This is a genomic window from Desulfitobacterium dehalogenans ATCC 51507 (assembly GCF_000243155.2).
In the GTDB taxonomy this organism is placed as follows: Bacteria; Bacillota; Desulfitobacteriia; order Desulfitobacteriales; family Desulfitobacteriaceae; genus Desulfitobacterium; species Desulfitobacterium dehalogenans.
Genome location: NC_018017.1, coordinates 1,469,408 through 1,494,235 on the forward strand (window position 1 = coordinate 1,469,408; position 24,828 = coordinate 1,494,235).

The 24,828-nt window shown below is 38.2% G+C and carries 21 protein-coding genes; 17 read left to right on the forward strand and 4 right to left on the reverse strand.

What is annotated here, in order from left to right; genetic code table 11:
- Window positions 1-49: 49 nt before the first annotated feature.
- The 14 genes from DESDE_RS07120 (at window position 50) to DESDE_RS07180 (ending at window position 16,576) form a co-directional block, all read left to right on the forward strand.
- On the forward strand, window positions 50-1,279 hold the full coding sequence (locus tag DESDE_RS07120) for a hypothetical protein (protein WP_014793365.1): 1,230 nt from the start codon (window positions 50-52) through the stop codon (window positions 1,277-1,279).
- 415 nt (window positions 1,280-1,694) lie between these two features.
- Window positions 1,695-2,228 carry a hypothetical protein gene (locus DESDE_RS07125; RefSeq protein ID WP_014793366.1) on the forward strand — a complete coding sequence of 178 codons (534 nt, stop codon included), beginning with the start codon at window positions 1,695-1,697 and terminating at the stop codon, window positions 2,226-2,228.
- 275 nt (window positions 2,229-2,503) lie between these two features.
- The gene (locus DESDE_RS22725; protein WP_282433509.1) at window positions 2,504-2,632 is read left to right on the forward strand and encodes a hypothetical protein; all 129 of its coding nucleotides are present in this window, start codon (window positions 2,504-2,506) and stop codon (window positions 2,630-2,632) included.
- A 154-nt stretch (window positions 2,633-2,786) separates the two neighbouring features.
- The gene (locus tag DESDE_RS07130) at window positions 2,787-4,028 is read left to right on the forward strand and encodes an IS256 family transposase (RefSeq protein ID WP_014793367.1); all 1,242 of its coding nucleotides are present in this window, start codon (window positions 2,787-2,789) and stop codon (window positions 4,026-4,028) included.
- Between the two features lie 248 nt (window positions 4,029-4,276).
- Complete coding sequence (locus tag DESDE_RS07135) at window positions 4,277-4,639, forward strand: hypothetical protein (RefSeq protein ID WP_014793368.1); 363 nt, start codon at window positions 4,277-4,279, stop codon at window positions 4,637-4,639.
- A gap of 111 nt (window positions 4,640-4,750) precedes the next feature.
- On the forward strand, window positions 4,751-4,993 hold the full coding sequence (locus DESDE_RS07140; RefSeq protein ID WP_014793369.1) for a single-stranded DNA-binding protein: 243 nt from the start codon (window positions 4,751-4,753) through the stop codon (window positions 4,991-4,993).
- Window positions 4,990-6,570 (forward strand): ABC-three component system protein, encoded by a 1,581-nt coding sequence (locus DESDE_RS07145; RefSeq protein ID WP_014793370.1) that lies wholly within the window; start codon window positions 4,990-4,992, stop codon window positions 6,568-6,570. Before DESDE_RS07140 ends, DESDE_RS07145 begins: the two co-directional genes overlap by 4 nt.
- Window positions 6,563-7,360 (forward strand): ABC-three component system middle component 1, encoded by a 798-nt coding sequence (locus DESDE_RS07150; RefSeq protein WP_014793371.1) that lies wholly within the window; start codon window positions 6,563-6,565, stop codon window positions 7,358-7,360. The genes DESDE_RS07145 and DESDE_RS07150 overlap by 8 nt, the downstream gene beginning before the upstream one ends.
- A complete protein-coding gene (locus tag DESDE_RS07155) occupies window positions 7,360-9,768 on the forward strand; it encodes an AAA family ATPase (protein ID WP_014793372.1) in 2,409 nt (802 codons plus the stop codon). The genes DESDE_RS07150 and DESDE_RS07155 overlap by 1 nt, the downstream gene beginning before the upstream one ends.
- A 453-nt stretch (window positions 9,769-10,221) precedes the next feature.
- On the forward strand, window positions 10,222-10,842 hold the full coding sequence (locus tag DESDE_RS07160; RefSeq protein ID WP_014793373.1) for a hypothetical protein: 621 nt from the start codon (window positions 10,222-10,224) through the stop codon (window positions 10,840-10,842).
- A 154-nt stretch (window positions 10,843-10,996) separates the two neighbouring features.
- Window positions 10,997-12,187, forward strand: coding sequence for a hypothetical protein (locus DESDE_RS07165; RefSeq protein WP_014793374.1), 1,191 nt, complete (start codon window positions 10,997-10,999; stop codon window positions 12,185-12,187).
- 1,017 nt (window positions 12,188-13,204) lie between these two features.
- On the forward strand, window positions 13,205-14,263 hold the full coding sequence (locus DESDE_RS07170) for a hypothetical protein (protein WP_014793375.1): 1,059 nt from the start codon (window positions 13,205-13,207) through the stop codon (window positions 14,261-14,263).
- A gap of 186 nt (window positions 14,264-14,449) precedes the next feature.
- The gene (locus DESDE_RS07175; RefSeq protein ID WP_014793376.1) at window positions 14,450-15,160 is read left to right on the forward strand and encodes an MBL fold metallo-hydrolase; all 711 of its coding nucleotides are present in this window, start codon (window positions 14,450-14,452) and stop codon (window positions 15,158-15,160) included.
- A 138-nt stretch (window positions 15,161-15,298) separates the two neighbouring features.
- The gene (locus DESDE_RS07180) at window positions 15,299-16,576 is read left to right on the forward strand and encodes a 4Fe-4S dicluster domain-containing protein (RefSeq protein WP_014793377.1); all 1,278 of its coding nucleotides are present in this window, start codon (window positions 15,299-15,301) and stop codon (window positions 16,574-16,576) included.
- Window positions 16,577-16,724: 148 nt separating this feature from the next.
- Here DESDE_RS07180 and DESDE_RS07185 read toward each other — a convergent pair whose 3' ends face one another.
- From DESDE_RS07185 to DESDE_RS07195, 3 genes are all read right to left on the reverse strand, one after another.
- Window positions 16,725-18,443 carry a methyl-accepting chemotaxis protein gene (locus DESDE_RS07185; RefSeq protein ID WP_014793378.1) on the reverse strand — a complete coding sequence of 573 codons (1,719 nt, stop codon included), beginning with the start codon at window positions 18,441-18,443 and terminating at the stop codon, window positions 16,725-16,727.
- 49 nt (window positions 18,444-18,492) lie between these two features.
- The gene (locus DESDE_RS07190) at window positions 18,493-18,918 is read right to left on the reverse strand and encodes a chemotaxis protein CheW (RefSeq protein WP_014793379.1); all 426 of its coding nucleotides are present in this window, start codon (window positions 18,916-18,918) and stop codon (window positions 18,493-18,495) included.
- A gap of 78 nt (window positions 18,919-18,996) precedes the next feature.
- Entirely contained in the window at window positions 18,997-19,938 is a 942-nt protein-coding gene (locus DESDE_RS07195) for an HD domain-containing phosphohydrolase (RefSeq protein WP_014793380.1), read from the reverse strand.
- 356 nt (window positions 19,939-20,294) lie between these two features.
- Here DESDE_RS07195 and DESDE_RS07200 point away from each other — a divergent pair, with 356 nt between their 5' ends.
- The 3 genes from DESDE_RS07200 (at window position 20,295) to DESDE_RS07210 (ending at window position 24,174) form a co-directional block, all read left to right on the forward strand.
- Window positions 20,295-22,031, forward strand: a complete 1,737-nt coding sequence (locus tag DESDE_RS07200; RefSeq protein WP_014793381.1) for a sensor histidine kinase — start codon at window positions 20,295-20,297, stop codon at window positions 22,029-22,031.
- Window positions 22,028-23,158 (forward strand): response regulator, encoded by a 1,131-nt coding sequence (locus DESDE_RS07205; RefSeq protein WP_014793382.1) that lies wholly within the window; start codon window positions 22,028-22,030, stop codon window positions 23,156-23,158. Before DESDE_RS07200 ends, DESDE_RS07205 begins: the two co-directional genes overlap by 4 nt.
- Before the next feature lie 188 nt (window positions 23,159-23,346).
- The gene (locus DESDE_RS07210) at window positions 23,347-24,174 is read left to right on the forward strand and encodes a DUF3102 domain-containing protein (protein WP_014793383.1); all 828 of its coding nucleotides are present in this window, start codon (window positions 23,347-23,349) and stop codon (window positions 24,172-24,174) included.
- 129 nt (window positions 24,175-24,303) lie between these two features.
- Here the strand turns inward: DESDE_RS07210 and DESDE_RS07215 are convergent, their stop codons facing one another.
- Window positions 24,304-24,825 (reverse strand): hypothetical protein, encoded by a 522-nt coding sequence (locus DESDE_RS07215; RefSeq protein WP_019849938.1) that lies wholly within the window; start codon window positions 24,823-24,825, stop codon window positions 24,304-24,306.
- Window positions 24,826-24,828: the final 3 nt, after the last annotated feature.

Here is a 24,828-nt window from a genome sequence, read left to right on the forward strand (position 1 = left end):
ATATAGGCAAGTTTGTTAACCTTGAAAGATGCTTTTAGAAGGTGATTCAATGGATTTTCGTAATATAACGCAGGATGAGAGAGAGGCAATATATAACGAAGTGTGGACAGACCCTGTAACCATAGTTGCAAAAAGGTATAATATGTCCGATAACGGCTTAAGGAAACATTGCAGGAGACTTTGGATTCCATTGCCTCCAAACGGCTATTGGGCAAGAGTTAAAGCAGGGCAAAAGGTGCCAAAGCCGGAATTGCCAAAAGTCAGGGGAGAACTAAAAAGGCATGTTAGTAATTATTTTATTAAATTCAGAGGAGATATTGATCAAATAACAGATGCTGAGTTAATGTCTGAAGAAGAATTAAGCTTATTAACCGAAGAAACCAGGACTCTTATTCGCGAAACATGCTCTCAAATCCAAGTTAAAAGTCAACTCAGAAATCCTCATGATTTAATAACAAAACATAAAGAAGAAATAGCATATAGAAAAAAGAGAGACAGGGATTTACAACAGGCTAGTTTTAATTCGGATTATCATGAAATAGTAAAAAGAAAATACCGCGATAACGTGGGAATTCTTCCTATCCATGTTTCTGATGCCAATATAAATAGGGCTTATAGAATATTGGATACGTTAATTCATGCCATTGAGGATATGGAAGGGTATATTCAGGTTGGACAAGATTCGGGCAAGGATAAAGCCAATTTTACGGTAATGCATTCAAACTTATGTTTTGAATTGAAAGAAGAGAAAAGCAAGAAGAGATCCTCGCCAGAAAGTACTGAAATACTGCCCAACATGGAATTATCATTTTTAGCAAAAAGCTGGTTTGATCATGAATTTAAATATAGCCTGGAATATAAAGACAAGAATAACGAACCTTTGGAAGACCAAGTAGGAAATATCATCTACGATATATTTGCCGTTGCAAATAAATTGTTAGCCTTAGAAAAAATGGAGGAAAGAGAAGCACATAGAAAAGAAGAAGAATGGAAAAGGCAGCGACGGCTGGAAAAGATGAGAAACGGCGAATTGGAAGAGGTGAAACTGCTGCAACAGGCTGCTTCTGATTGGGACAATGCTCAAAAAATAAGAAGGTTTACTGACGCTATGGAGTCAATAATCAGCCAGGTTGCTGACGAGAAGCAACAAGCAAAGCTTGTTAGGTGGCTGAAATGGGCAAGGGATAAGGCAGATTGGCTTGATCCTCTGACTGAAAACGAAGATGAATTGTTAGGAAAGAGCCGACATCTGTTTGATTTAATAAATAATCTGGATTGATAATGCAAATAGCCTAAGTCAAAATAATGCTGCCAAATAAGTTGTTTTCTATAGGGGGCTGTAATGAACTTTGTGCTTTTAGAATCAACCATCAGGGTAATATTGAGTTAACCCAATCCGGAAAAAAGATAGGCAGCTTCTACCGGCATCATTTTTGTATTCTCAAAGCATGTGGAAGCGATAATTCTGATGACGCGTAGTGGTTCGAGCGAGAAAAAGTAGAGGTTGACCACAACATATAGTGGTTTTGGGTCGATTTCAGGGCCGAAAAACAGCAAAAAATGACGTTTTTTGACCTCGGAAAAAGGGCGAAAATATAGATGACATTATAAATTCATAGGAAAATGAGTGATTCAGAGACTTCAATAGTTGAAAAAGCAATTTGTGAAAGTTCAAGTAGGGAAAGGGTGAAATAATGACGAATGATAAATTTGGTGGTATAAAATTACCTGATAATTTTAATCTTGATTTGACTAAAACTATTAATTTGGCTTCAGGTGTACAGGCTCAAATTGATGAAAGTAATAGACGAACCATGCAACTTGCCGTGGAAGCATATAATAATCGTCAAAGAGAGTTAAAAGCCATTGAGCAAACCGCAATGAATACAGCAGAAACAAATCTTAAATTACAGAAAGTAGTGGATAATCAAAATGCATATATTGATATATTGAAAGAGCAGTTGGCTACGCAGAAGAAGCAAATGGAACTGAATGAAGAGCAATTGGGAATTCTTAATAATATCTTTGCATCAGGAGAAGATGGAGTTATTGTTGAAAAGGAAATCATGAAACTTATTCAAGATCAAATAGATACAAGCCATCCACTATGGGATTATGTTAAAGATAAAGGCGGAGATGTTGCAGTAGCTGGAGTTACCGCTGGGGCACCTGTTATATATGCTTCGATAAAGATGTATTTAGCATCAAAAGGAATAATGCTGCCGTAACAGACATTGCGGGTAATAGAATTGAATAAGTGAAAAAATATGAGGCGGAGTTTTTAGATCAACTTAAATGATCTATAGACTCCGCCTCTTTTTTTATACCCAAAATCAGAAAGAGAGGAAGACAAGTATGTCGAAATTTTTTATGTATGGCTCAGAGCTTCAAGAAATTGAATAGCTAATGGTGCTTGTACCGAATTTTTTACCAAGAAGAAGTGGGGTGATTGTTGTGCAGAGATTTAGAAGTGAGGAAGGGTCAACAAGATTTGAAAGAGACTATGAACACATCACAGCGTATTGTAGCTCGAATGCATCCGGTAGAGTCTCAAATCAAATTGCTGGTGGAGTCATTAATTATGAAGAGATTGTCAGCAACTGCTTCGAGAAATGTGAATCTCATCATCTGAACGTGCGGCTCGGGGATTTAATCAGGAACCACGATGGAGAGCTCTTCTTAAGTCCAAAGCATCGTTCCAGATTCCAAACGGTGAGAGTGTAAAATAAATTGTGCTTTTAGCGATCCTCTCTATATAATTTAAAGCATGAGGAGAGGTTAAAAGAATGGCTAAAAAAGACAAGACTCCCAAAATCATGACCAGTGAACAGATGAAGGAATTTATCAAAGAAAACAACATCCAGACGGTTGAGGATATCCAAAGTGTCCTTAAGAATCTCTTTGCTGAAACGCTGCAGGGCATGCTGGAAGGCGAATTGGATACCCAGCTGGGCTATACCAAGCATGATGATACCAACAAAGCTACCGACAATCGGAGAAATGGACATAGTTCCAAGTCGGTTCGCAGCGATTATGGTGAAGTGGAACTCGAGGTTCCGAGAGATCGTAAAGGCGAATTTGAGCCGCTGATCGTGAAGAAAAACCAGCGTAATGTCACCGGAATTGAAGATCAGATCATCGCTCTGTATTCTAAGGGGGTTAGCACCCGAGACATTCAGAGCCACCTGGAACAGCTCTATGGGATCGGTGTATCCCCCACTCTGATTTCGAATGTAACGAACAAAATCATGCCGACCATCAAAGAATGGCAAAGCCGTCCTCTCCAGAAGACCTATGCGATTGTCTTTCTGGATGCGATCCACTACAAGGTAAAACAGGAGGGCATGATTGTCAATAAAGCCTCCTACATGGTCATCGGCATCGACATGGATGGGCGCAAGGATGTTTTAGGAATCTGGATCGGGGAAAATGAAACCGCGAAGTTCTGGCTGGTCGTATTGAACGAGCTTAAGAACCGAGGTGTTGAAGATATTCTGATCATCAGCGTCGATAACCTAAAAGGCTTTAATGAAGCGATTCAAGCGTGCTATCCCAAGACCGAAATCCAAAAGTGCATCGTTCATCAAATCAGGAACAGTGTACGATTTGTTAATTATAAAGATCTGAAAAAAGTAACCGGGGCCTTGAAGCCCATTTATTCCGCTGCCTCAGAACAAGCGGGATTAGAGGCATTGGAAGATTTCAATCAAGCCTGGGGAGGCAAATATCCCCTGATTATGAATTCTTGGCGAAACAACTGGCCTGAACTCTCAACCTTCTTCAAGTATCCCCCTGAAATTCGGAAAATCATCTATACGACGAATATCATTGAGAGCTACCATCGCCAACTCAGGAAAGTAACCAAAGGGAAGACGATTTTTCCAACCGACGATGCTTTACTCAAAATGCTCTACCTGGTCACCCAGGACGTGATGAAAAAATGGACTGGGCGTGTACATAATTGGGGACAAATCCTGTTGCAGATGTCTGTATTTTTCCCAGATCGGGTTGCTCAATATTTACCATGATAGGTTGGATACTAAAAGCACAAAGTTCTTTACAGACCCCAAACGGTCTGTCGAATACAAAATGAAGCCACTGAAAATCGAAGCCCAGCCTATCTGGCAACATTGTTTTTACTGACTGCAGATGATAACTTGTGGTGTACTGCAAAGGATCACATCTACCTGGACCGCTTTGATTTCAAGAAGATGCATCTGAACGGAATCAACACCGATGGCTATGCTATCTATCAAATGGTTAAAACTATGAGCTAATGGAAGACGGTAACCTTGGATATGCCTGTGTTTTTAAAAGAGAAAATCAAGGAATGCATACCGATTATATGTTCAAGATGACGGCAGAAAACATTGCTAATTTTATTGGAAAGAACGCATATATAGCAGACAAGATTATTATGACAGATATTTGTGATAGATTGATTTGTGAATCAGTTTTTGGTGGATTTCTAATGAATTGCCCAGATCAGGATTTATGTCATGATATTATTCCACACCTAGCTCCAATCCAGATGGGAGAAGCAGAATCTATAGACTTTCCGGTGGCAACCAGAGAAGAAATGGAAGAACTTTGGTCTGAAGAAGAGGCAGTGATGCAGGCAGAATTTTGGATGTTTTAAATGGGATAGTTACCAAATATTTGGTCGAATCTTCTTGTTGAAAACTTCTCACGGGAGTAAAATTGATATAACAATGTTGTTGATGATGTTATTCCTTTGGGAGGTAAGAAAATGCCAACTGTGAATGAATTATTAGATAAAGTAAAGACTGAATTATCAAATCTATTATCTGGAGAAGTGTTCCTTTTACGAGATCTGTTCAAGGGATACGAATGGAACCGGATTTCTAGAAGTGATCGATTGCTCCTTGGCACCTTATTTCTCAACTATATAAAGACAGATGATATAGGGGTTGTACCGATAGAAAAGACTTCGTCGGGGCAGCAGAGATATAAGAAGGGAGAAAGCGAATGATAATAGCACCTATTAGTGCCATTCCGTCTTGGGAGGGGTTTGAGTACCAACGGCATATAGCCTTATTTATAGCCTTGAAACATATATGGGATGAATTTGAAAAAGATAATGAGGGGGAAATCAATCTATATAAATTGGGAATTGAAGGTGCAGAGGACTTTTCAATTATAAAAGACGATCATTACATCAGTTTGCATCAAGTAAAAGAGGGTGCAGTAGTTAATCTAGATGATAATGATAAAATGTGTTTTATTTTATCTGCTTTGCAGTATGAGGTTGAAAGTGCCTATTTTCATATTGTCCCAGAAGCTAATATTTCGTCTGATTTTATAGAAAAAACTATAAAGAGCATTGATTATCTTATATCTGAACTAAATAAAGAAGTTAAGACAAAGGAAGAATTTGGTGGGGAGATAACACTTTTAGAAACTGCTCATGGGGAAAAAATAAAAAAAGGCGATGCTCTATATAAACAAACTGAAGAAAGATTTATCGTAATTAGTCATATTACTTCCAATACGACTAAGGGTTCTGTGTATAAAATATTAGATTTTGTTTGTGCAGATAATAAAGAAAAAACGAATGTGGTTAATAAAATAAATGAAGTTATATCAGAGTTATCTTCATACAGAGAGAAATTGAATGGTAAATCTGATTCAGATATATGGGAGGTATTCAGCGAGAGATTTGCTGCACCCACAAACGTCATTCAAAATTCGTGTGAGATTATTGAGAAGATATTAAAAAAGACAAAACCCGAGGGAAGTATATTCTATAATGAAACGTATTATCAATTCATATATGACAAGTTAGTCTTGCTCTCAAAAGAAGTGATACGTTCTCATAATACTCGCAGTAAAAAGAATTCTTGTAAAGTGGAGTTTTCCGAAATGCTTGATCTGATAATAAAAGATCATAAGGCAGAGAGTAATACAACAGAATATCAGTATTATGAGTTGCTTCAGTTGATCAACGATACATTTAAAAAATATCCTAATAGCAGCCGAACGGATTGTGTTTGTAGTGACTGCGAGAGTTGCACCACTTTTGATGAGTGTAATTTATATCATCAGATGATAGAAATTTGCAATAAGAGCTACGAAGATAAAAAGGATTTTTTATATAAGCTGCTCTTAAGAACTCCTAAGAATAATTTGCCAAGAGAAGCGGTTATTAACAATTTATTCATTACATTATTGAAAGAAATTGAATGTTTGAAGTGTTATGATTCCAATGTTATTTTGGCTGAAAAAAACAAAGAAATATATCGATTAACATTGGATGAAAATGAGTATATTGAAGATTTTGAAGCCCAATTGCGTAAAGAATTAAGCTTAAACAATGCAGATAAATTTCTTATTTATGAAAGTGATGTCTTAATTACCGACAGATTAGATAAGCTTGATTATAGATACAATCAAAATAACTTTAATGTTATGGGGGCGAATGAATTAGATGAAATTGTGGATATAACTTCTGATTCTGTTGAACGGCAAAAAATTAATTACAACAAATCAAAAGTCATGAGAATAATAAGCAAAGATATTGCAAAGGGGGAACTGATAGATAATGGATGATTTGATTAATAAAATCTTTAACTCATACAATTATATTAAGGTAACCGGTGTTGGCAGAACAAATATAAAATTCTACAAGCATGAACACACGGAAATAGCAAATTATTTCATCATTAACTCTATAGATTGTAGGGCAATTGAAAAAGATGAGGCAGAAGTAATTAATGCATTAGAACAGCTTGAAAATGAATACTCAAAAGGCATCCATTCGGACAACATTTCGTTTAAGCAACAAATAATAGAATCCTTTGGTAACGTAAAAGAAGCCAGCCAGATAGATAAGAATACATCGGCAATCTATCTATTATTATTTGAAAACATAGAAAATATGAGCAATTATAGAAATGCTGTTTATTCAATAGAAGAATCACCCAATTATTTCAAAAGGTATGTTTTGCCTTATACACAAAAACAACTAGAGCAATTGAAAAATTCGCTATCCCAATTTAGTGACAGATCATTAGTAGATGCATTGTGTCAAATTGCAGATGATGAGGATAATTATTTTAAGTTGGTTGAAGGTAAAGATTTAGATAGTACATATGGCTTGGTAATTCGAATGTTCTCTAAACTTCCATTTTTGCAGTATAAGTTTAAAACTGAATTAGCACCTGAGCCTATTGAAAAACAGGTTGAACGTGGTTTAATAGACAAGCAAATCAAGTACCATAAAATTTTGAATAATGTTGAATCTAACATTGAGGAGATACTTCTATTAGAAGATGACCTTAAAGTTGATGAGGATGATTTGGAAAAAGAAATCAAAAAATTGTTGAAAGGGGTAAAATAGTGAGTTATAAAATTGAAAGTCTAAAAGTACGCAATTTTAAGTGTTTTGACTATAAGAAATTCTATGAATTTTATTTTGTACATGATACAAATCCTACTATTTTATCGGGACCTAATGGATTTGGAAAAACAACATTTTTTGATGCCATTGAGCTGATTTTTACTAAAAGAATCACACGTTTAAATTCGGAGATCGAAGATGGAAGAACCAACCTTGGTAAAAATATTCTGTTAAATACATCAAGTGAATGCGGATATTTAATATTAACATTGATAAATGAAAGACATGAAAAGATAACTATTATTGCAAAGATAGATAATAGTCTTACGAAGCTTACCATTGATACTGCTATCAAATTCACTTGTATTGAAGGAGAAGTTGATACAAATAAATTTGATGAATTTTTAAGTAGTGATATAAATTGGAAGGACGATATTTTAGGTTTCAAGAATTTAAATTACATAAAAGAGCATTTCAATATTTACTATTACGTTTCTCAAGCTGAATCCGTTCATTTTCTTAAAAATAGTATATCCAGTAGAAAAGACAGCATGACAAGACTTCTTCAAACAGAAACTATACAAGGAAAGATCGATAAAATAGAGAAAAATTTAATTGGAGCAACAAAGGCAAAAAATGGAGTTTTGATTAATGATGAAATAAAAGCTACAAAAGCTGAGTTAGAGAATAAGATAGCTAATTTAAAAATGAAATTAGATGATGCCGGGGGAGTATATAAAGAAACGAGTTATACTCCGTTACTTGTTTATCCTCAAAATTATGAAATGAAAAAATGGGATGTTGAGAATCTAGAATTAAAGGATATTTCAGAGAAACAACTCTTAGCATATATTGATGAAATAAATGGCATCTATAACCTATATCATGATTTACCTGACTATAGGAAACACCTGAAAAATAATGAAATAATGATGTTCTCAAATGACAATGAAGCAATCTCAAATTACACAAAATTTAATGTATTTATGGATGGTAATAAGTTTAATCTTAAACAAGTTGAAGATGAAATTGAAAAATCTAACCGATTACTGGATGTGTTTAAATACAGTACTTTCTTCCGTAGTGGATTGGATATTTCAAAATATAAAAAAGAAGACATGATTTCTTTGCAAGAATTAGGAATGATTCAGGAGACGTTAGTAATTGATGACGTAGATATTATTGTTAGCGAAATAAAAGTGCTAAATTCCCAACTCGGAGAGAACCAAAAGAAGACAAATGAACTGATACAAGCTAGAGAGAAACTTCATTCAGTTAGAGAAAACAATGCAAACGCAAGTCGCTGTCCTTATTGCGATAGCACTTTTGATAAACCTGAGTTATTGGAAGAAGCATATAGCGCTTTAAGTACTCAGTTGAAAAGCTCACAAGATAATATTTCTGCTGAAATAAAAAGCAAGAAAGAAAAACTATCTATTTATTCCAAATCAACAGTTAATTCAATAGGAGAATTACTTGCGAACATAGATGACAACCAAATTGAAAAAATTCGTACCGTTGCAAGTGAGTATTCTATACTTCTTAAGTCAGAAAAGAAAATAGATGATATTTCAAAAATTCATGAATTTGTTGGAGCCGTTAATTCGTGGAGAGAACTAGATGAGACAAACAAAATTATTGAACTGAAAAGAATTATCGAGTCTAAGCTTTCTGACTATGAAAACAAGACTTTCTCAGAGAATTTAAGGCTCTATAATTATGACAATATATTTAAGGAAAATGCTGATCTATTATCAATGGAACAATCAAATTTAAATGACAAAACTGCCACAGATAATAAAATTATGTTTGTAAGATATCAAAATAGTCTTCTGAGAAATAATGAGATCGATCAGATTAAAAATCATATCAAGACATTAATCATCAAATTGAAGAAACTTGAAAAAGTCAGAAATAACTTCGATGATTTAAAGACTTTGTATAATGTTGCAATTGATGAATACAAGAACTTAGTTCTGAAGAAGTTGCGCGTACCACTCCTAATATACACAGGGAAAATATTGCAGGATTATCAAAATGGTCTTGGTGTATTTATTAATAAAGACGAAATGAGATTTGTTTCGAATGGTGATGCAAAACATGACATACTCAACACATTCAGCTCAGGGCAGTTATCTGGGTTTGTACTATCCTTTTTGTTTGCAATGAATAAGCGGTATATTTCAGAACAAACAGATGACATAGGATTTATTCTAATTGATGACCCGGTACAAACTATGGATGATATTAATATAGCATCATTCATAGAAGTGCTAAGGAATGATTTTCCAAACAAACAGATTATTTTATCTACACATGAGACTGACAAAGAAAACTATATACTCTACAAATTTTTAAAATATAACCTAAAAGGCCAATCATTCAATGTTAAAGATGAAATGTACTAATTTATCATTATGAATCGATTTGGGTTTTTATCTTTAAGTAAAAGGACAATCTCATAGATGAGGCACGTACAGTTGAAATTAGGAGACTGAGAACTGTCATTCCAATCATGGCAATTGAAGAATGTACACAAATGTATGGTAGGCCTATGTTGCTCAACGAAAAGGAAGATGCTGTTGTATTCCGTATATTTGGTGGACATGCAATTGTTATGAAGGAAATCTGTGAGTGCTACCTACCAGAATTTCTAGAAGATTTTATAAGCGATAAGCCCGAAAGGTAACTATTTATCGTTAAATGGTTTATTAAAATTTGTGTTTTTGAGTTTGCTAAGCTAGTTCGGCTTGGTGAAAACACAGCATGAATACTAAAGAAAATCTCCTCAAGGTATACAAAAATAGTTTGCATATTTAAACGGCAATAGGTGTGAAGTTCAATTACGTCGAGGTGATCTTATGTTACAAGCACTTGAATATAAAGATATTTTATCTGATATCGAAGAAAACGATCTATCGAATGATATCATAGGTATTTTACTGGCACGGCCTAAATCTGATGCGGGTAGAACTATTGTTGACAGCCTTCCATATTATCATCATCGCTCTGGTAAAAATGTTAATTTCTATTTGCCCGGATATGGAGCTTACTGGCATAATGCATACCCTGACGAAGAACATATTGTGTCTATTGAGGGGACTAGATGGTCATTTAGCAATACAATGTATGCCAAGTTCATTGAGGATTTTGAGAAAGAGTCCACATGGAAATATTCGGGTGAGAGCGAACTGATACTTTTGGATTGCCACAACCAAAAGCTTGACTATTCTAAAATACTTGTATTTCATTTGGATGCAATGTTACAGGATAAAACAATATCTTCTGTTAACAGCTTTTTTGAAAAACTCTTTAGATTTTTTGCACAGAATTCAACTATTGTGCAGTTTAGTAATAGAATGGGCTCTGAAACTTTAGGTCAAGTTACCCTATCCACTATTTTAGAAAAATTACCGTTAAACTTAGGAGCCTTGTTTGTAAAAGCTAAACATTACGCAATAATAGATAAAACAAAGAGTTGAGTAAGTATTTGTGAGATATCTACCTTTTCCCCTAAGGTCCACCAGTTTTGAGTGCCATTTTTTGATCCTCAGGCATGTGGCGTGTAGACTATAATTCTCTGAAAAAATAAATTAAGGAAATTAAATATAGAAGTTAGTTAGGGAGGAGAATTATATGTTTATACCTAGTTATGAAGATCAATGTCAGATGAAAAGTGAACGCTCAGGAATTTTTTTCTCCAAAATTGGTGAGCCAGAGCATCCATATATGTTGATCAAATTACCTCAAGTAGTTTTAAAGTCAGTATATGCGGGTTGCTCGCTTGCTATTGCATTTTCTGCGTTAAACGTAAGGAATCAGACATATTTGGCGTGTGGCTTAATAATTTGGGATGATATAGCCAGCCCTATGATCACTTATCAATTAATAAGGTCAGAAAATGAGTTTAATTCAATACGAGAAGGGATATCGAAGAAGTTACTCCCGATACATTTCTTTGATGAACTTGTAAGACCCATAGTTTCAGCTACATCAAGGTTTAACTCGAGTGAGTTTTATTCTTATATGAATAATATTTATGATTTTATTGATGTTGAGAATGATGATGATTTGTATGAAGAATATAAAATGCAGGTTGAAGCTCGTATGGCAGGAAGAGACGCTGACTGTATTATTTGTAAATTAGAAGTTCAGTTTGGCGAACCGAATGAGATTTTTATTCCATTAGTCGGTAGATTTTCGATTGATGATAAAGATGAAGGGGGCTGCTTAGAAGACTCGGTATTTCATTTAGTTGAGGCATTTTATGCCATTGGAAATTCCGTGAAATCACCACAGCTAGACACTGAAAATCGAAGGGAATTAACCGACATTTTAGCATGGGACGAGTACCATACTTGTTTTATTGAATCCAAATGCTTATCAATATTAGATAGACCAATTATTGATAAGGATAAAAGAATCAAAAATATTACAAAACATTTGGATAAAGCACTTAATCAACTTGAGGGTGCTGTAAAAAAATATCGTAGAAATGAAATGATATTAAATGAAAAATTAGAGATTATTAATATTCCACATAAAAGAGAAAATGGAATTATTGACTGTATTGTTCTTATATCAGAGATGTATCCATTCCTTGATTGGGAAAGTATCGGGAAAGAGTTATTAACTAGGTCAAAGAATGCTGGTGCATTTTTTCATGTTTTCGATTTGTCTGAGTTGCAACAATTGATAGGAGTAAGTAAAACTACTACAGTATGGAATGCTAATTTATTCAAAAGATGGGAGAAGATAAAAGAAACTGAAAATGCTTTTGTGAGATCTAAAATCGTGTTTATTGATGAAACGTCGGAAAATCTATAGCACTGTTGGCTACTATTTTTCTTGCGTATCTGTAATATAACTTTACACTAAGGGGATACCAGGTAGATACGGCATCTTTTTTGTATCCTCAAGGCACGTTGAGAGTATAGTAATGATGACGTTTAGTGGTCAAAAGGAAAAATAGGAGGGTTTAAACACCATATATAGCGTTTTGGGAGCAAAAAAAGAGCAAAAAACGGGTCGAAAAAAGCATTTTTTGACCCGTTTTTTTGCACATTCTATAAATGGCATCAGCTATAACCCTGAGTATTAGCAAATCTTTGTAAAGATTGACAGGAATCTGAAGATAAAGAAGGCGGGTTTCCGGAACAAGATGCGAAGATTGACAATCTGAAGGAAGTTAACTGACGAAAGATTTTATAAGACTGATGTAGCTGATATAGAGTGACTTTTGCGATAATTCAGTCGATTACATCGCTAAAAGCATACATGTTTAATAACTCTTCTCCTATGATACTATTAATGGTAACATTAAATTGCAATTGTTTGGTAGTATTTACTAGAGGAAGTATGTAGTAGCGTCAAGCGAAAAGTTGACCACTGTGATAGCCAAAAAATTGACCACCCCAAGGCGGTTACTTTCGATTAAATGTTTTATGTTATCGAGGGCTAATTTAAGGGGTTAATGGAACCGTGGCGACTTGTCACGGTTTCATTATTTGTAGTTTTTTTTTGTGAGGATTAGTTTTATATTGTTAACAGAACGTATGTTTTGTATAATGTTTATGGAAGGAGATGGTAGTATGGGAAGAAAGATAAACGGGCTCAACAGTTTCATATTAACCCCAAAACAGTGGATCGAACAAACCAATGCTGTCGGCATAATATCAGAACAAGGTCGTTATGGCTGAACTTATGCACTCAGGATATGCTTTCGGATTTGCCACATGGATTTCAGTTAATAATGATGGCGAAAAGTGCAGGAAGGTGAAATGAGAAAGTCTACCACAATAGTAGTGGTTTTTGGAGCAAAAAAGGGCAAAAGGAGGTGTTGTTTTGAAAAAAGCTATTATTATAGGAAATGGTTTCTCTTCTCAAATAATTGAGTATTACAAAAGTAAAAATCTTATGGCCGAACTAAAAAATCGTTTACCTGACGAATTGCAACAGGTAGAAAATTTCTTCTCCAAATTTCGGTTGCATAATAAGTTTGAAAATGTAGAGCCAGTGCAAGTTCTATATAGTCATGGAATCTATGAATCTTTAGATGATGGCAGTTTAGAAGGGGTACAACCTTGGCCTACTGGCTTGTATATAGAACCTAACATAGAGATGCATATTATCAATGTATTAAAAGAATATGGATTTACTCAGGCTGAAAGTGTCTGCCGAGAATATTTTTATGATGCTGGACTAGTTTATGAGATATATAAAAGTAATATTTCAGGTATTGAGTCACCTTTGAAAATTATTGATATGGCAAGAAAAATAGAAATGATTCCTGATTCTTTATATGAAAAGTTTTCATCTGAAATAAATATGATTTTATATAATAACGGCGATTTTCATTTAAAGTATAGTGATGATGAAAAACAATTTGATCATACAGATAAAATAAATAAAAAGAAACTGGAAGGGTATTTTCGGAAGTTTAAAACCATATATACAACAAATTATGATTTAATATTGGATGATATATTTCATAATAAAGTTAAGCATCTTCATGGTGGGTTTTGTTGTAAATCATTTAATCAAGTTGATTATTCATCATCAAATAAGTCTGAATACATAATAGTACTTGGCGTTAATGGAACACAAAAACTGGGCTTAATGAAACATAAAAAGAGTAATCAAACTCTATTTATGTCGTATTTGAATAACTTAGCCTCAGAAGATCTGGATGAACTTCATATTTTGGGATATAGTGGTGAGAATGATCAACATATTAATGAAGCTATACGAAATAATCATTTAATAAAAAAAGTTATATATTATTGCGAGCCGGATAAAGTTAGTAACGCTTCATTTCATTATTTAGTTTCAACACGCTTTGCCGAACAGAAAAAGGAATGTAATTTAGAATCTTGGAATGTAATTTGGGAAAAAATCAAATAACACGGTAAGGGAAATGTTCCTTTGGGCGGATAGTTCAGGGAAATTTTTGTTAGGGGGCGTACTTTTTACTCAGAAATAGGCAAATAGATGCTGTGTCAGAATTGAGAAGGTGAAATGTAGGTAAAAATAAAGGGTTTTGGGCTTTATAAAGCTGATGGGATTAGATATAACAGGAGGATTTATTTTATGGAGTTGAGGCAGCTTACAGATTGTGTTTTTTATAGTATGTATAATAAAGAGGCTGATAGGCCGATTCTTGAATATATAAACGGGCAGAAGTATTCTTTAATGGTGGACTCAGGTAATTCTAAAAAACATGTTGAATTATTTAATGAAGCTATAAGTAATTTTGGATTAAGAAAACCGAACCTTATTGCTATTACTCATTGGCATTGGGATCATACTTTTGGCATGAATGCAGTGGAAGGGGTTACAATTGCTCACAAAAAAACGAATAATAAACTAGCGGAAATGGCAAAGTGGAAATGGACAGATTCTGAAATGAAAAAGAGATTGGAAGCAAAGGTTGAGATTAAATTTGCTGATACTTGTATCCGGAAAGAATATCCGCTACTTTCGGAGATACGGGTAACGACTTCCGATATCTCTTTCAATGGAAATATGGAAATTGATCTAGGAGATGTTGTTGTAGAATTACATCATATAGAATCTCCTCACAGTGAAGATTGTACATGCATATTTATACCTCAAGAAAGAGTGTTATTTATTGGTGATGCTGTTGGAGTGGATTATTATAATAATTGTTATTTAGATAAAGATAAATTATGTTCTTTAATTACAGCAATTGAAGAATTTGATTTCTGTGTAATGGGACATGCCGAACCAGTAAGTAAACTGGATATTCTTAATATCATGGGTTCTCTTCTGGAACGTTAGGAAAATATGATAGTGTAAAAGTAGCATATGAAAAATGTGAGTTAATTCTATCGGAAAAAACGGAAGCATGTGGAGACTGTCTGTCTGCTATATAAACGAGAAACACCAAGTTGATCTTGATACTAGGAAGGTGAATCCATGGGACATATTACAAGTAAGGATGCCTATAAGAATTTAGAAGAAAGAATCAATTGGTTTACACAAGGGGCTCCGCCATCGGAGAGTCTGTATAATATTTTGCAGGTTCTCTATACAGAATCTGAAGCCAAATGGGTGGCCCTATTGCCGGTTCGTCCATTTACGGCCAAAAAAGCGGCAAAGATCTGGAATGTCAGTGAAGGGAAAGCAGAAGCTTTTTTGGAGCAACTTTGCCAGAAGGCGTTACTTGTGGATTCATTTTATAACGGGGTGCGTCAATTTGTAATGCCACCACCCATGGCAGGGTTTATTGAATTTGCCTTGATGCGTACCCGAGGGGACATTGATCAAAAGTATTTAAGTGAATTGTACTATCAATATATGAATGTGGAAGAAGATTTTGTTAAGGACTTATTTTTCGCAACAGAGACCCGTCTTGGGCGGGTTTATGTGCAGGAGCCAGTTCTGACCAGTGAGAATACCATTCATATTTTGGATTATGAAAGAGCAAGCCATATTATCGAAGAAGCCACTCATATTGGCCTTGGCCTGTGTTATTGCAGGCATAAGATGTCCCATAAAGACCAACCCTGCGAAATAAATGCCCCCTGGGATGTTTGCCTCACCTTGGGAGATGTGGCCCGTTCCCTTGCCGAACATGGGCAGCACGTGAGGTTAATTGACAAACAAGAGGCGATGGATGTATTAGAACGTTCTTATGCGGCTAATCTGGTGCAAATGGGCGAAAATGTTCGTGAGTCCCCAGCGTTTATATGCAATTGTTGTGGTTGTTGTTGTGAAGCCTTGCAAGCAGCGAGAAAATTTAGCCCCATGCAGCCGGTGGCTACGACAAACTATATCCCTAAGATTTCGCAAGAATGCATAGGATGTGGTAAATGTGAAAAGGTATGCCCGGTCTTAGCCATTTCCATGTCAAAAAACACAGAGGGTAAGAAGGTAGCTCTAGTAGATCATGAGGTATGCCTTGGTTGCGGTGTATGTGTGCGTAACTGCCCCAAAAAGGCCATTGAATTAGTGCGAAGAGAGGTTCAAATCATTACACCGGTGAATAGTACCCATCGATTTGTACTGCAAGCCATCGAAAAAGGAACCCTCCAAAATCTTATCTTTGATAACCAGGCCTTTGCTAATCATCGTGCCATGGCGGCAGTACTCGGAGTTATTCTTAAGTTACCGCCGTTAAAGCAGATGCTGGCCAGCAAACAGTTCAAATCCATCTATTTGGATAAATTGTTGTCCACTAAAAGTGATTTGTAATTTTAGTCCAGGACTAAAATCAGGGATTGCTTAGCCGTCACAGGGGTGACGGCTTATTCAATATCTGAGTACTCCGATTGCATAAAAATAACACCAACCCTTTAATGAATTGGTGTCAGTGATTAGTATTTCCACCGCCTGTTTTTGTCTAGACGCTGAACTTGCTCACAGCAATCTGAAGATCCTGAGCCATTTTCGCTAAGCTCTGGCTGGAAGAAGAGATCTGCTCCACGGAAGCACTTTGTTCTTCGGTGGCCGCTGAAACGGTTTGGCTTTGGCTGAGATTTTGTTTGCTGATCGTGTCGATCTGGTTGATGGAATTGACGATCTGTTGGCTTCCCCTGGCCATTTCCTCCACACTGGCGGATACTTCCTGGATGTTGCTGACGGATTCGTTGACTGAGCCGGCAATTTGCTCAAAAGTCGCACCGACAGAAGAGACCATTTCAATTCCATTCTTCACATCCTGATTTCCAGCCTGCATGGCAGTTACAGCGTTATTGATATTGGCTTGATTTTCGTTGATTAACTCGGCGATTTGGTTCGCTGCCTTGGAAGATTGCTCGGCCAGCTTTCTTACTTCTTCAGCAACAACCGCAAAACCGCGGCCTTGCTCACCGGCACGGGCAGCCTCAATTGCGGCATTAAGAGCCAGTAAATTAGTCTGAGAGGCAATGTCGGAGATCACATCCGTTATCTCGCCGATCATTCGTGAGCCCAGGGCCAGTTTGTCAACGGCTCCTTGGGTGACGTCTGTAGCATGACCGATTTTATTCATTTGTTTTATCGCTTGGTCAATTATTTTTTGACCATCTTTGGCGGACAGGGAAGTATTGCTGGCTTGCTCTGCCACCTCGCTGCTGGTTGCGGCTACTTGTTGAATCGCTGCAGATATCTGTTCAATGGCCGTGGAAGTTTCATCAATGGCCATGGATTGCTTTTCCGTACCGGTAGCCACATCCGTAATGGCTGCAGCGACCTGGCTTGTGGCAAGTGCCTGCTGCTCAGAGCTTGCCGAGAGTTCTTCTGAGGAAGAAGCCACTTGTTCCGCCGAGACACTGACATGTTGGATCAGGTTCTTAAGATTGGCAGCCATTTGGTTTACCGCCTTGGCCAAGATCCCGATTTCATCTTTCGTATCCAGCCTTACCTCTTCAACGGTAAGATTGCCCCGGGCAATTTCATTGACATTGGCCACAACCTTGTTTAAGGGTACTGAAACAAGTCTTCCTATAAACGTGCCAACGGCGATTGCCAACAATACCGCTGCGGCTAAGACGATGATTATGGTCCGAGTAGAACTTTTAAAATCTTCATTGGCCTGATCCATCATTTCTTTGGATGTCTGATCGTTGTAATCGGATATTTCCAGCAGGATGGAGTTAACCTTCTCCATATGGGGGGTGACTTCGCTTGTAAAATACCTGAATCCTTCCTCTCCATTCCCTGCTGAGGCAATGGCCAGCGCCTTTTCCCGCTCGGCCCGATATTGCTCCAACGCTGTTTCAAAGGTTGGGAATCTATCCTGTTCATAAGTATCCGGATTGGTCTGCTTATAATTAGTCCAGTTTTCATTGAATTGATTGATTTGAGTCTCCATCTCAGTTTTCAGTTCAAGGTATTCAGCTTGAGTGAGAGGAGCGGTCAGCAGCCGGTAAAACATGCCTTGAACGTTACGGTTAACTGCCCGAGCTTCTTTAAGCAAAGATATGGATTTAAGCTTGTCGGTGTACAGCGTATTGATAATTTCATTGGACTTCAGATTATTGTAATATCCTGTGTAACCCACCACGGAAAGAAAGACTGCCATTAACATCACAAGAGTGATTATTTTGGTTCCTACCTTGAGATTGAGTAAAGCTTTCATTATTGTACTCCCTTCTGAAATTCACAGATAAAGGTGGCATGTCAAGAAATTAAGCGCCTTGAGGTATTCCTCCTAGAATCTCCTCAGGCTTCAAAAGAATCAGCAATCGATCTGCCAGCATTCCAATGCCATAAATGAATTGTTCAACGACCAACAGTTCGTCTTCGGGGGCCAGAATATCTTCGTCCTTGAACATTAAGACTTCGGTGACACTATCGACGATAACGCCAACCGTACTTTCGGAAATATTAAGAATGATGATTCGGGAATGATCGGTAATCGGTTTCTCCTTAAGGCCGAATTTCTCAGATAAGTTAATAATCGGCGTAACCATTCCTCTGAGATTGATAATGCCTTTGACATACTCCTGGGCATTTGGAACCTGAGTTATAGTCGTTATTTTAATGATTTCTTTGACCGATTGGATGTTGAAGGCGAACTCCTGATCATTGAGTTTAAATACGACAACCTGCATGTACGGTATCCCTCCTTTGCTCATAAAAGTCATATTTTGAAGTGAATTTGCATCGCGTGCTTTTGAGTCGGCAGATAGTCAACTGCTGAAACTAAAGTCAAAGTGTTTTTCTTTAAAAAGTCTCACGCAATGCTCAACAACTTCAGAATCATATTTTTTACCCTTAAAACTGCAGATTTCCTGAAAGGCAGCCTCGATCCCGAGGGCCGGCCTGTAAGGGCGGTGTGAATTCATAGCTTCGACAACATCTGCCACGGCGAGGATTTTACTTTCAAGCAAGATTTGTGAGGAGGTCAGGCCCTTGGGATACCCTGAGCCATCCAACCGTTCGTGGTGCTGGCTGACGATTTTAGGGATCTTCCAAGGAAGTTTGAAATCTTTAATAATTTCGTAACCGACTTCCACATGGGTTTGGAGCATCTGATACTCAAGTTGGGTCAACGCCCCCGGTTTGTTCAAAATATCGGTGCCGATATATATTTTTCCGATATCATGTATCGCAGCAGCCATGGAAAGATTATTGATCGCTTCCACGGAAAGTTTCATCTCCGAGGCAATGGCGCAGGCTAGTTTTTGCGTCCTTTTTTGGTGTCCTGAAGTATAGGGGTCCCGAAATTCACTGATTTTGGAGATGAGGCTGATGGTTTGAGTCAGCATTTCTTCAAGGGTAAAGTTGCCGTTCTCGCTCTCCTGCCGGACCAAATCGGATTTGGGTAAATCGGTTTGTTCCTGTAGAACCATAAAGCGAATCGTTTGTTCGTTATGCAATAAATTATTTGCTGAAGCCATCCCATAGTTTAAGGAGCCGTTTTTTGTTTTGATGGATATGGGCCAGCTGCCTTCTTTTGATAATAATCCCAGCTCAAAAGCCGTTTTGCCCATGACTTCATGCTTTGGATAACCCAACAGATCAAGAAAGGCTTGATTGACATCGAAGATCCTTCCTGTGTTGGGATCGGCGAATAACATAGGTGCCAACGATTTGTTGAAAGCAAGGTAATACATTTCGTACATTTCCATCACCTTTCCAGAAAAAGCACATACTTTTCCCTAAAAGTTTTCAAAACACACAATTAGGTTGCATTTATTTGCATTAATAGACAATAAAAGATCTTTTTCGTAACATGATACTATAGCGATCTGATAGAATTATGACAACCCATGTGAAATTGCCTTAGTACCATGAATTTCGGAAGAATTTTTTTGCGAAGCTTCCTAAAAAAGAGGGAAGCCATGAGTCATTAATTGCTCATGGCTATGCAAAACCAAAGTGTGATGCTACGATATAGTGCAGACATCCTTTTAAACTGTATATTTTTGACAACGTCAGACTGATTTGAGTGATGGATTCCAAAGTTAGATTGGAGTTTGTTTCAGTGAAATTTCATCAGCCGTTAACCTTGTTTTTTGCGATCGTTACAATAGGGGTAATTATCTATGGGTATAGGATGCAAGATGTCGGAATAGTTGTTTTGGCCATAGAAACCGTTCTTGACCCTGCCGAAAGAATTCAAATGCTGCCCACTATGTCTATTACAGGCATGGGTGTTTTTTTAGGTATATCCAGGTATCGTTTGTTTCCATGGCTGCCCATGGCAAGAGCAGCAGCAATCGATGCGATTCAGGAAGGGATAATCATCATCGATGAACAGGGCAGAGTCGTTGATAATAATATTGCCGTAGACAGGCTTATCTACGACATTATCGGTGTAAAGCGCAATGTAATCGGAAAGAACATCGAGCGGGTGCTCTCTGCCTGGCCCCAATGGCAATCTGCTTGTAAGAATGTACATGAAGATGAGTTTGAGATTGATCTTTTGACTTGGGGGAAAGCAAGATTCTTCCGGGTAAAAGTGTATCCTCTTCAAGGATATAATTTCCGGAAAAACGGAACGGTTTCGGTTCTTACGGATATTACAAACAACAGAATCCGGGCCCAGGACGCCGCTGGTGCAGAATGGGCCGAAGAACAGGTTGAAAACGAGTTGGAGCTGCTTAAGCAGCAAATGGAGACGATTTTCAGCACGATATCGGACCTGGCATTGTTATCCATTGTGGATCGGAACGGCAATTACGTGTTATATAACGAGGCCGTCAAACTCCAATTTGTCGAAGCAGATGCCGATCTCACGATTGGCTCGGCCTTTAGGAAAGGATTGTATTTTTCTGCTTGCGGAACAGAGATGGACTATTGTGATATCCCGGAGATAAAAGTTCTCAGGGGAGAGAAAGTATCCAAATATCCCTTTATGATGAAGAGGAAAACCGGTGAGACTCATTTTCTGTTTAACGGGACTCCTATTTATGATAAAAGAGGAAACGTGACCTATGCTATATTCTTTACCCTGGACATCACAGATCAAATCCTTCGTAAGCGACTGGCACAGGTGACACAGAATCTGGCAGAGCTTAATATGACAAAGGATAAGCTCATTCAGGCGGTTATCCATGATATCCGCAACCCCATCGCAACCCTGGTCAGCCTGCTGGAATTGGTTGAGGAAAAGGAACATGACCCTGAATATCACCACCTTTTAACGACAGTGTCGGAACAGGTGAAATATACCTATACCATGGTCGAAAATTTGTTGAAGTGGTTTCAACAACAGAAAGAGAACGTAATTCTAAACCCTTCCCTGATCAACTTGTATCGGAACACTCAAAAAGCCATTGAGATTTATGCCAAACGAGCGGAAGGGAAGGGGATAGTAGTCAAAAACAGGATCAGAGCCACCATGAATGTCTATGCAGACAGTGATTTGATCGAATTTGTTCTGCGCAATCTCGTGGACAACGCGCTTAAATATACTGCAAAAGGCGGGACAATCTCCATTCAGGCACACTCATCCGCAACCGATGTGATTATTTCAGTCACTGATACCGGAATAGGGATTGACCCGGCAAATTTAAGAACCCTATTTAAGAAACCCACCCTATCAACCCGAGGAACAGAAGGTGAAAAGGGTTCAGGACTGGGACTTATGCTCTGTAAAGAATTCGTGCAGAGTCACGGCGGGGAGATATGGGTTGAGAGTGAACCGGGAAAAGGAAGCACGTTTAGTTTTTCTCTCTCAACATCCGGAAAATCAATTCTTGTAGGGGGAGAAGAATGAAGGCAATTCTTATCGACGATGATAAACCTACGTTGTTTATTCTGAACAAAATGCTGGCTAGGATCCCCAGGGTGGAGGTCGTAGGTGAATTCCTGAGCGCAGGAGATGCTTATCATTTTCTTAAGAACAATCCTGTGGATCTGGCCTTTGTGGATATCAGAATGCCGGAGGAAAGCGGACTTGATTTTGCATGGAGAATCCTGGCGGAATTCCCAGACCTGTATGTGGTTTTTTTGACCGCCTATAAAGATTATGCCCTGGAGGCCTTTGAAGTCCAGGCCTTTGACTATATCGTCAAGCCGGTCCAACTGGAAAGGCTTGAAAGGACGGTAAGCCGCGCCCTGCAGCGCAAGGCTTCCGAGATTTCCTCGCTGAAACCTGTTCAACATTCTAATGTCCTATCCGTCTATTGTTTAGGTGGACTGGATCTTAGAAATACTAACCATGACTTTGTGATGATTAATTCATCCAAAGGGCAGGAGTTATTTGCCTATCTTTTAATCAACCGAGAAAGATTGACCTCCAAATGGAGAATCATGGAAGATGTTTTTCATGGCATGTCCCCTCAGAATGCGGAAACCTACCTTAATACCACCGTCTATAAATTACGAAAAGTATTAGAGCAATATGGAAAACGATCAGCCATCGTGGTCTCCAATGAGAGCTATGTCATGGAAACGAAGGATTTCTATATTGATTTCATCGAGTTCGAAAACAAAGTGCGTACCCTGCAGAGGATCACGGAGGCTAATCTCGAAGAAGCCATCCAAGCGGTTAACTTGTTTGCCGGAGAACTTTTTGGAGATAAGGATTACCAATGGTCCTTAGCAGAAAAAGAGAGATTATGGGATATTTATTGCAGCTTTGCTAAAAAGCTGGGCCGATACCTTTTGGAGAATCGGAATTTGACCTTAGCGCTGCAAGTCTTTAAAAAACTTGTGGCCATAAATGAACTGGATGAAGAGTCCCACTGCTTTTTGATGCAAGTTTACGCTGCGCAGAACGACCTGCCCGCGCTTATTAGGCATTATGATCGTTATGTCCAACTCCTGCAGCGGGAGTTGGCAATCTCACCAAGCAATTGGACGGCACAGTTGTTTCTAAGCCTAAAGAAATCCCTTCTGTAAAGGCTCAGTCTGGAAGAAAGCCTGAAACTGATGGAATTCAAGGGAGCTATCTGAGAAGAATAGTCAATCCTGTATCATGGTTACAGACGAATTGAATAAGATTGCTTCTGATGCACACCTGTCCGGAGGCCCGGCATATTCTATAGCGTAGTCTGAAAAAGACATGCCGGATAAGGATGGGTCATAATATGAGTGATGTAATATCCGCCCGGACGCCTGGGCAAATCGCGTCCGAGATTAATCTGATTAAGGAACAAAGCGGTCAAATGCTGCTGGTCAATGCCGTCGAGATTGGGCGGCGTCTGACGGAGGCCAAGAAATTGGTACCCCATGGGGAGTGGATCAACTGGCTTAAGGAATCAGTCAGTTATTCCCGCAGCACGGCGGCCAGACTGATGAAAACCTACCGGGAATACGGTCCCAAACTTACCTCACCCGATGGAGAAGACAGTTCAAATGTTGCAGCGCTGCATCATTTGGGCTATATGCAGGGACTCATCCTCTTTGGAGTCCCGGATGAAGAACGGGAGCAATTTGTGGCAGACAACGGGGTGGAAACTATGTCCGCCCGCGAATTGCAGCAGACCGTCAAAGAAAGGAAGCAGGCGTCTGAGGAAAATGACCAAAACAGCGAAGCCAGCCCGGGGACAGCGAAGATTCAGGAGCCTTGGAATGGACTGGAAACTGGCAAGCAACAAGAGTTGGAAAGGGCCGCGGAACCGATTCCAGTCGTAACGAAAGTCATCATGCCGAAACCTGTGCGGCCTGCCGAAAGTGTTCATCCCGACAGCGAGAGGTACGATACCCAATACGCTATGCACCGTGATAACATCCTCAACGCTTACGCAGAGTTGCTGAAAACCCTTGTCGCCCTGGACAGAACAGACCCGGTGAAGAAGGAAAGAAACAGAAAAGAGGCCTTGAAGATCGCGACCAACATGGCGACGACGCTGAAGGAGTATCCGCCCAGGATTAAGACGAATTTGAAGATTCATGGGAACACTACGCTTCCTTAATGTAAAACAGTTCGAGTCCCATTATCTCCACAGTAAATGAAAGACGGTATGAGACCTGAACATTTTGATGAAATGTACAGATTCATACCGTCTTTTTATGCTCAAACCGAGAACATGATTAAAAATCCATTAATGAGCCGCTAATCGCTTGTTTAATTCTTCAGCTATTTCAAATTCGACTAAATCCATATTTGTTTTACCAATATAACCTGCCGGAATATCATTCGCTCTGATGAAATCGACGGTTTTATAGTAGGTTTTGTGGCTCATATATCTTGAATAGAAGAGAACAAAATCCACCTCACCAAAACTTCTCAGTTCAATCTTGTCATTAAAGCCATCTACGGTAAGAATGGTGGGGAATTTAGCCTTTAACCGTTTTCTCCAACTTGGGGTCCCGCCGATGATTAAGAGCTTCTTGTTGGCGATAAACCTCGATAGATCCAATGAGGTATCTGTGGGTGAATAATCGTTCTTAAGATCGATGAAAAACTCCCGAAGCTGAAAAAGTTCCTCTCTATTTTTCATTTCAGTATCCAGGTTTATTTTAAGTCTGTCGATCTCCTTATTTAACTCATTGATTTGTGCTTCATAAAATCTGCTTTGCTCTGATAAGGTATCCTGAAAATTCTTAACGCTTTCAAAAAACATTAA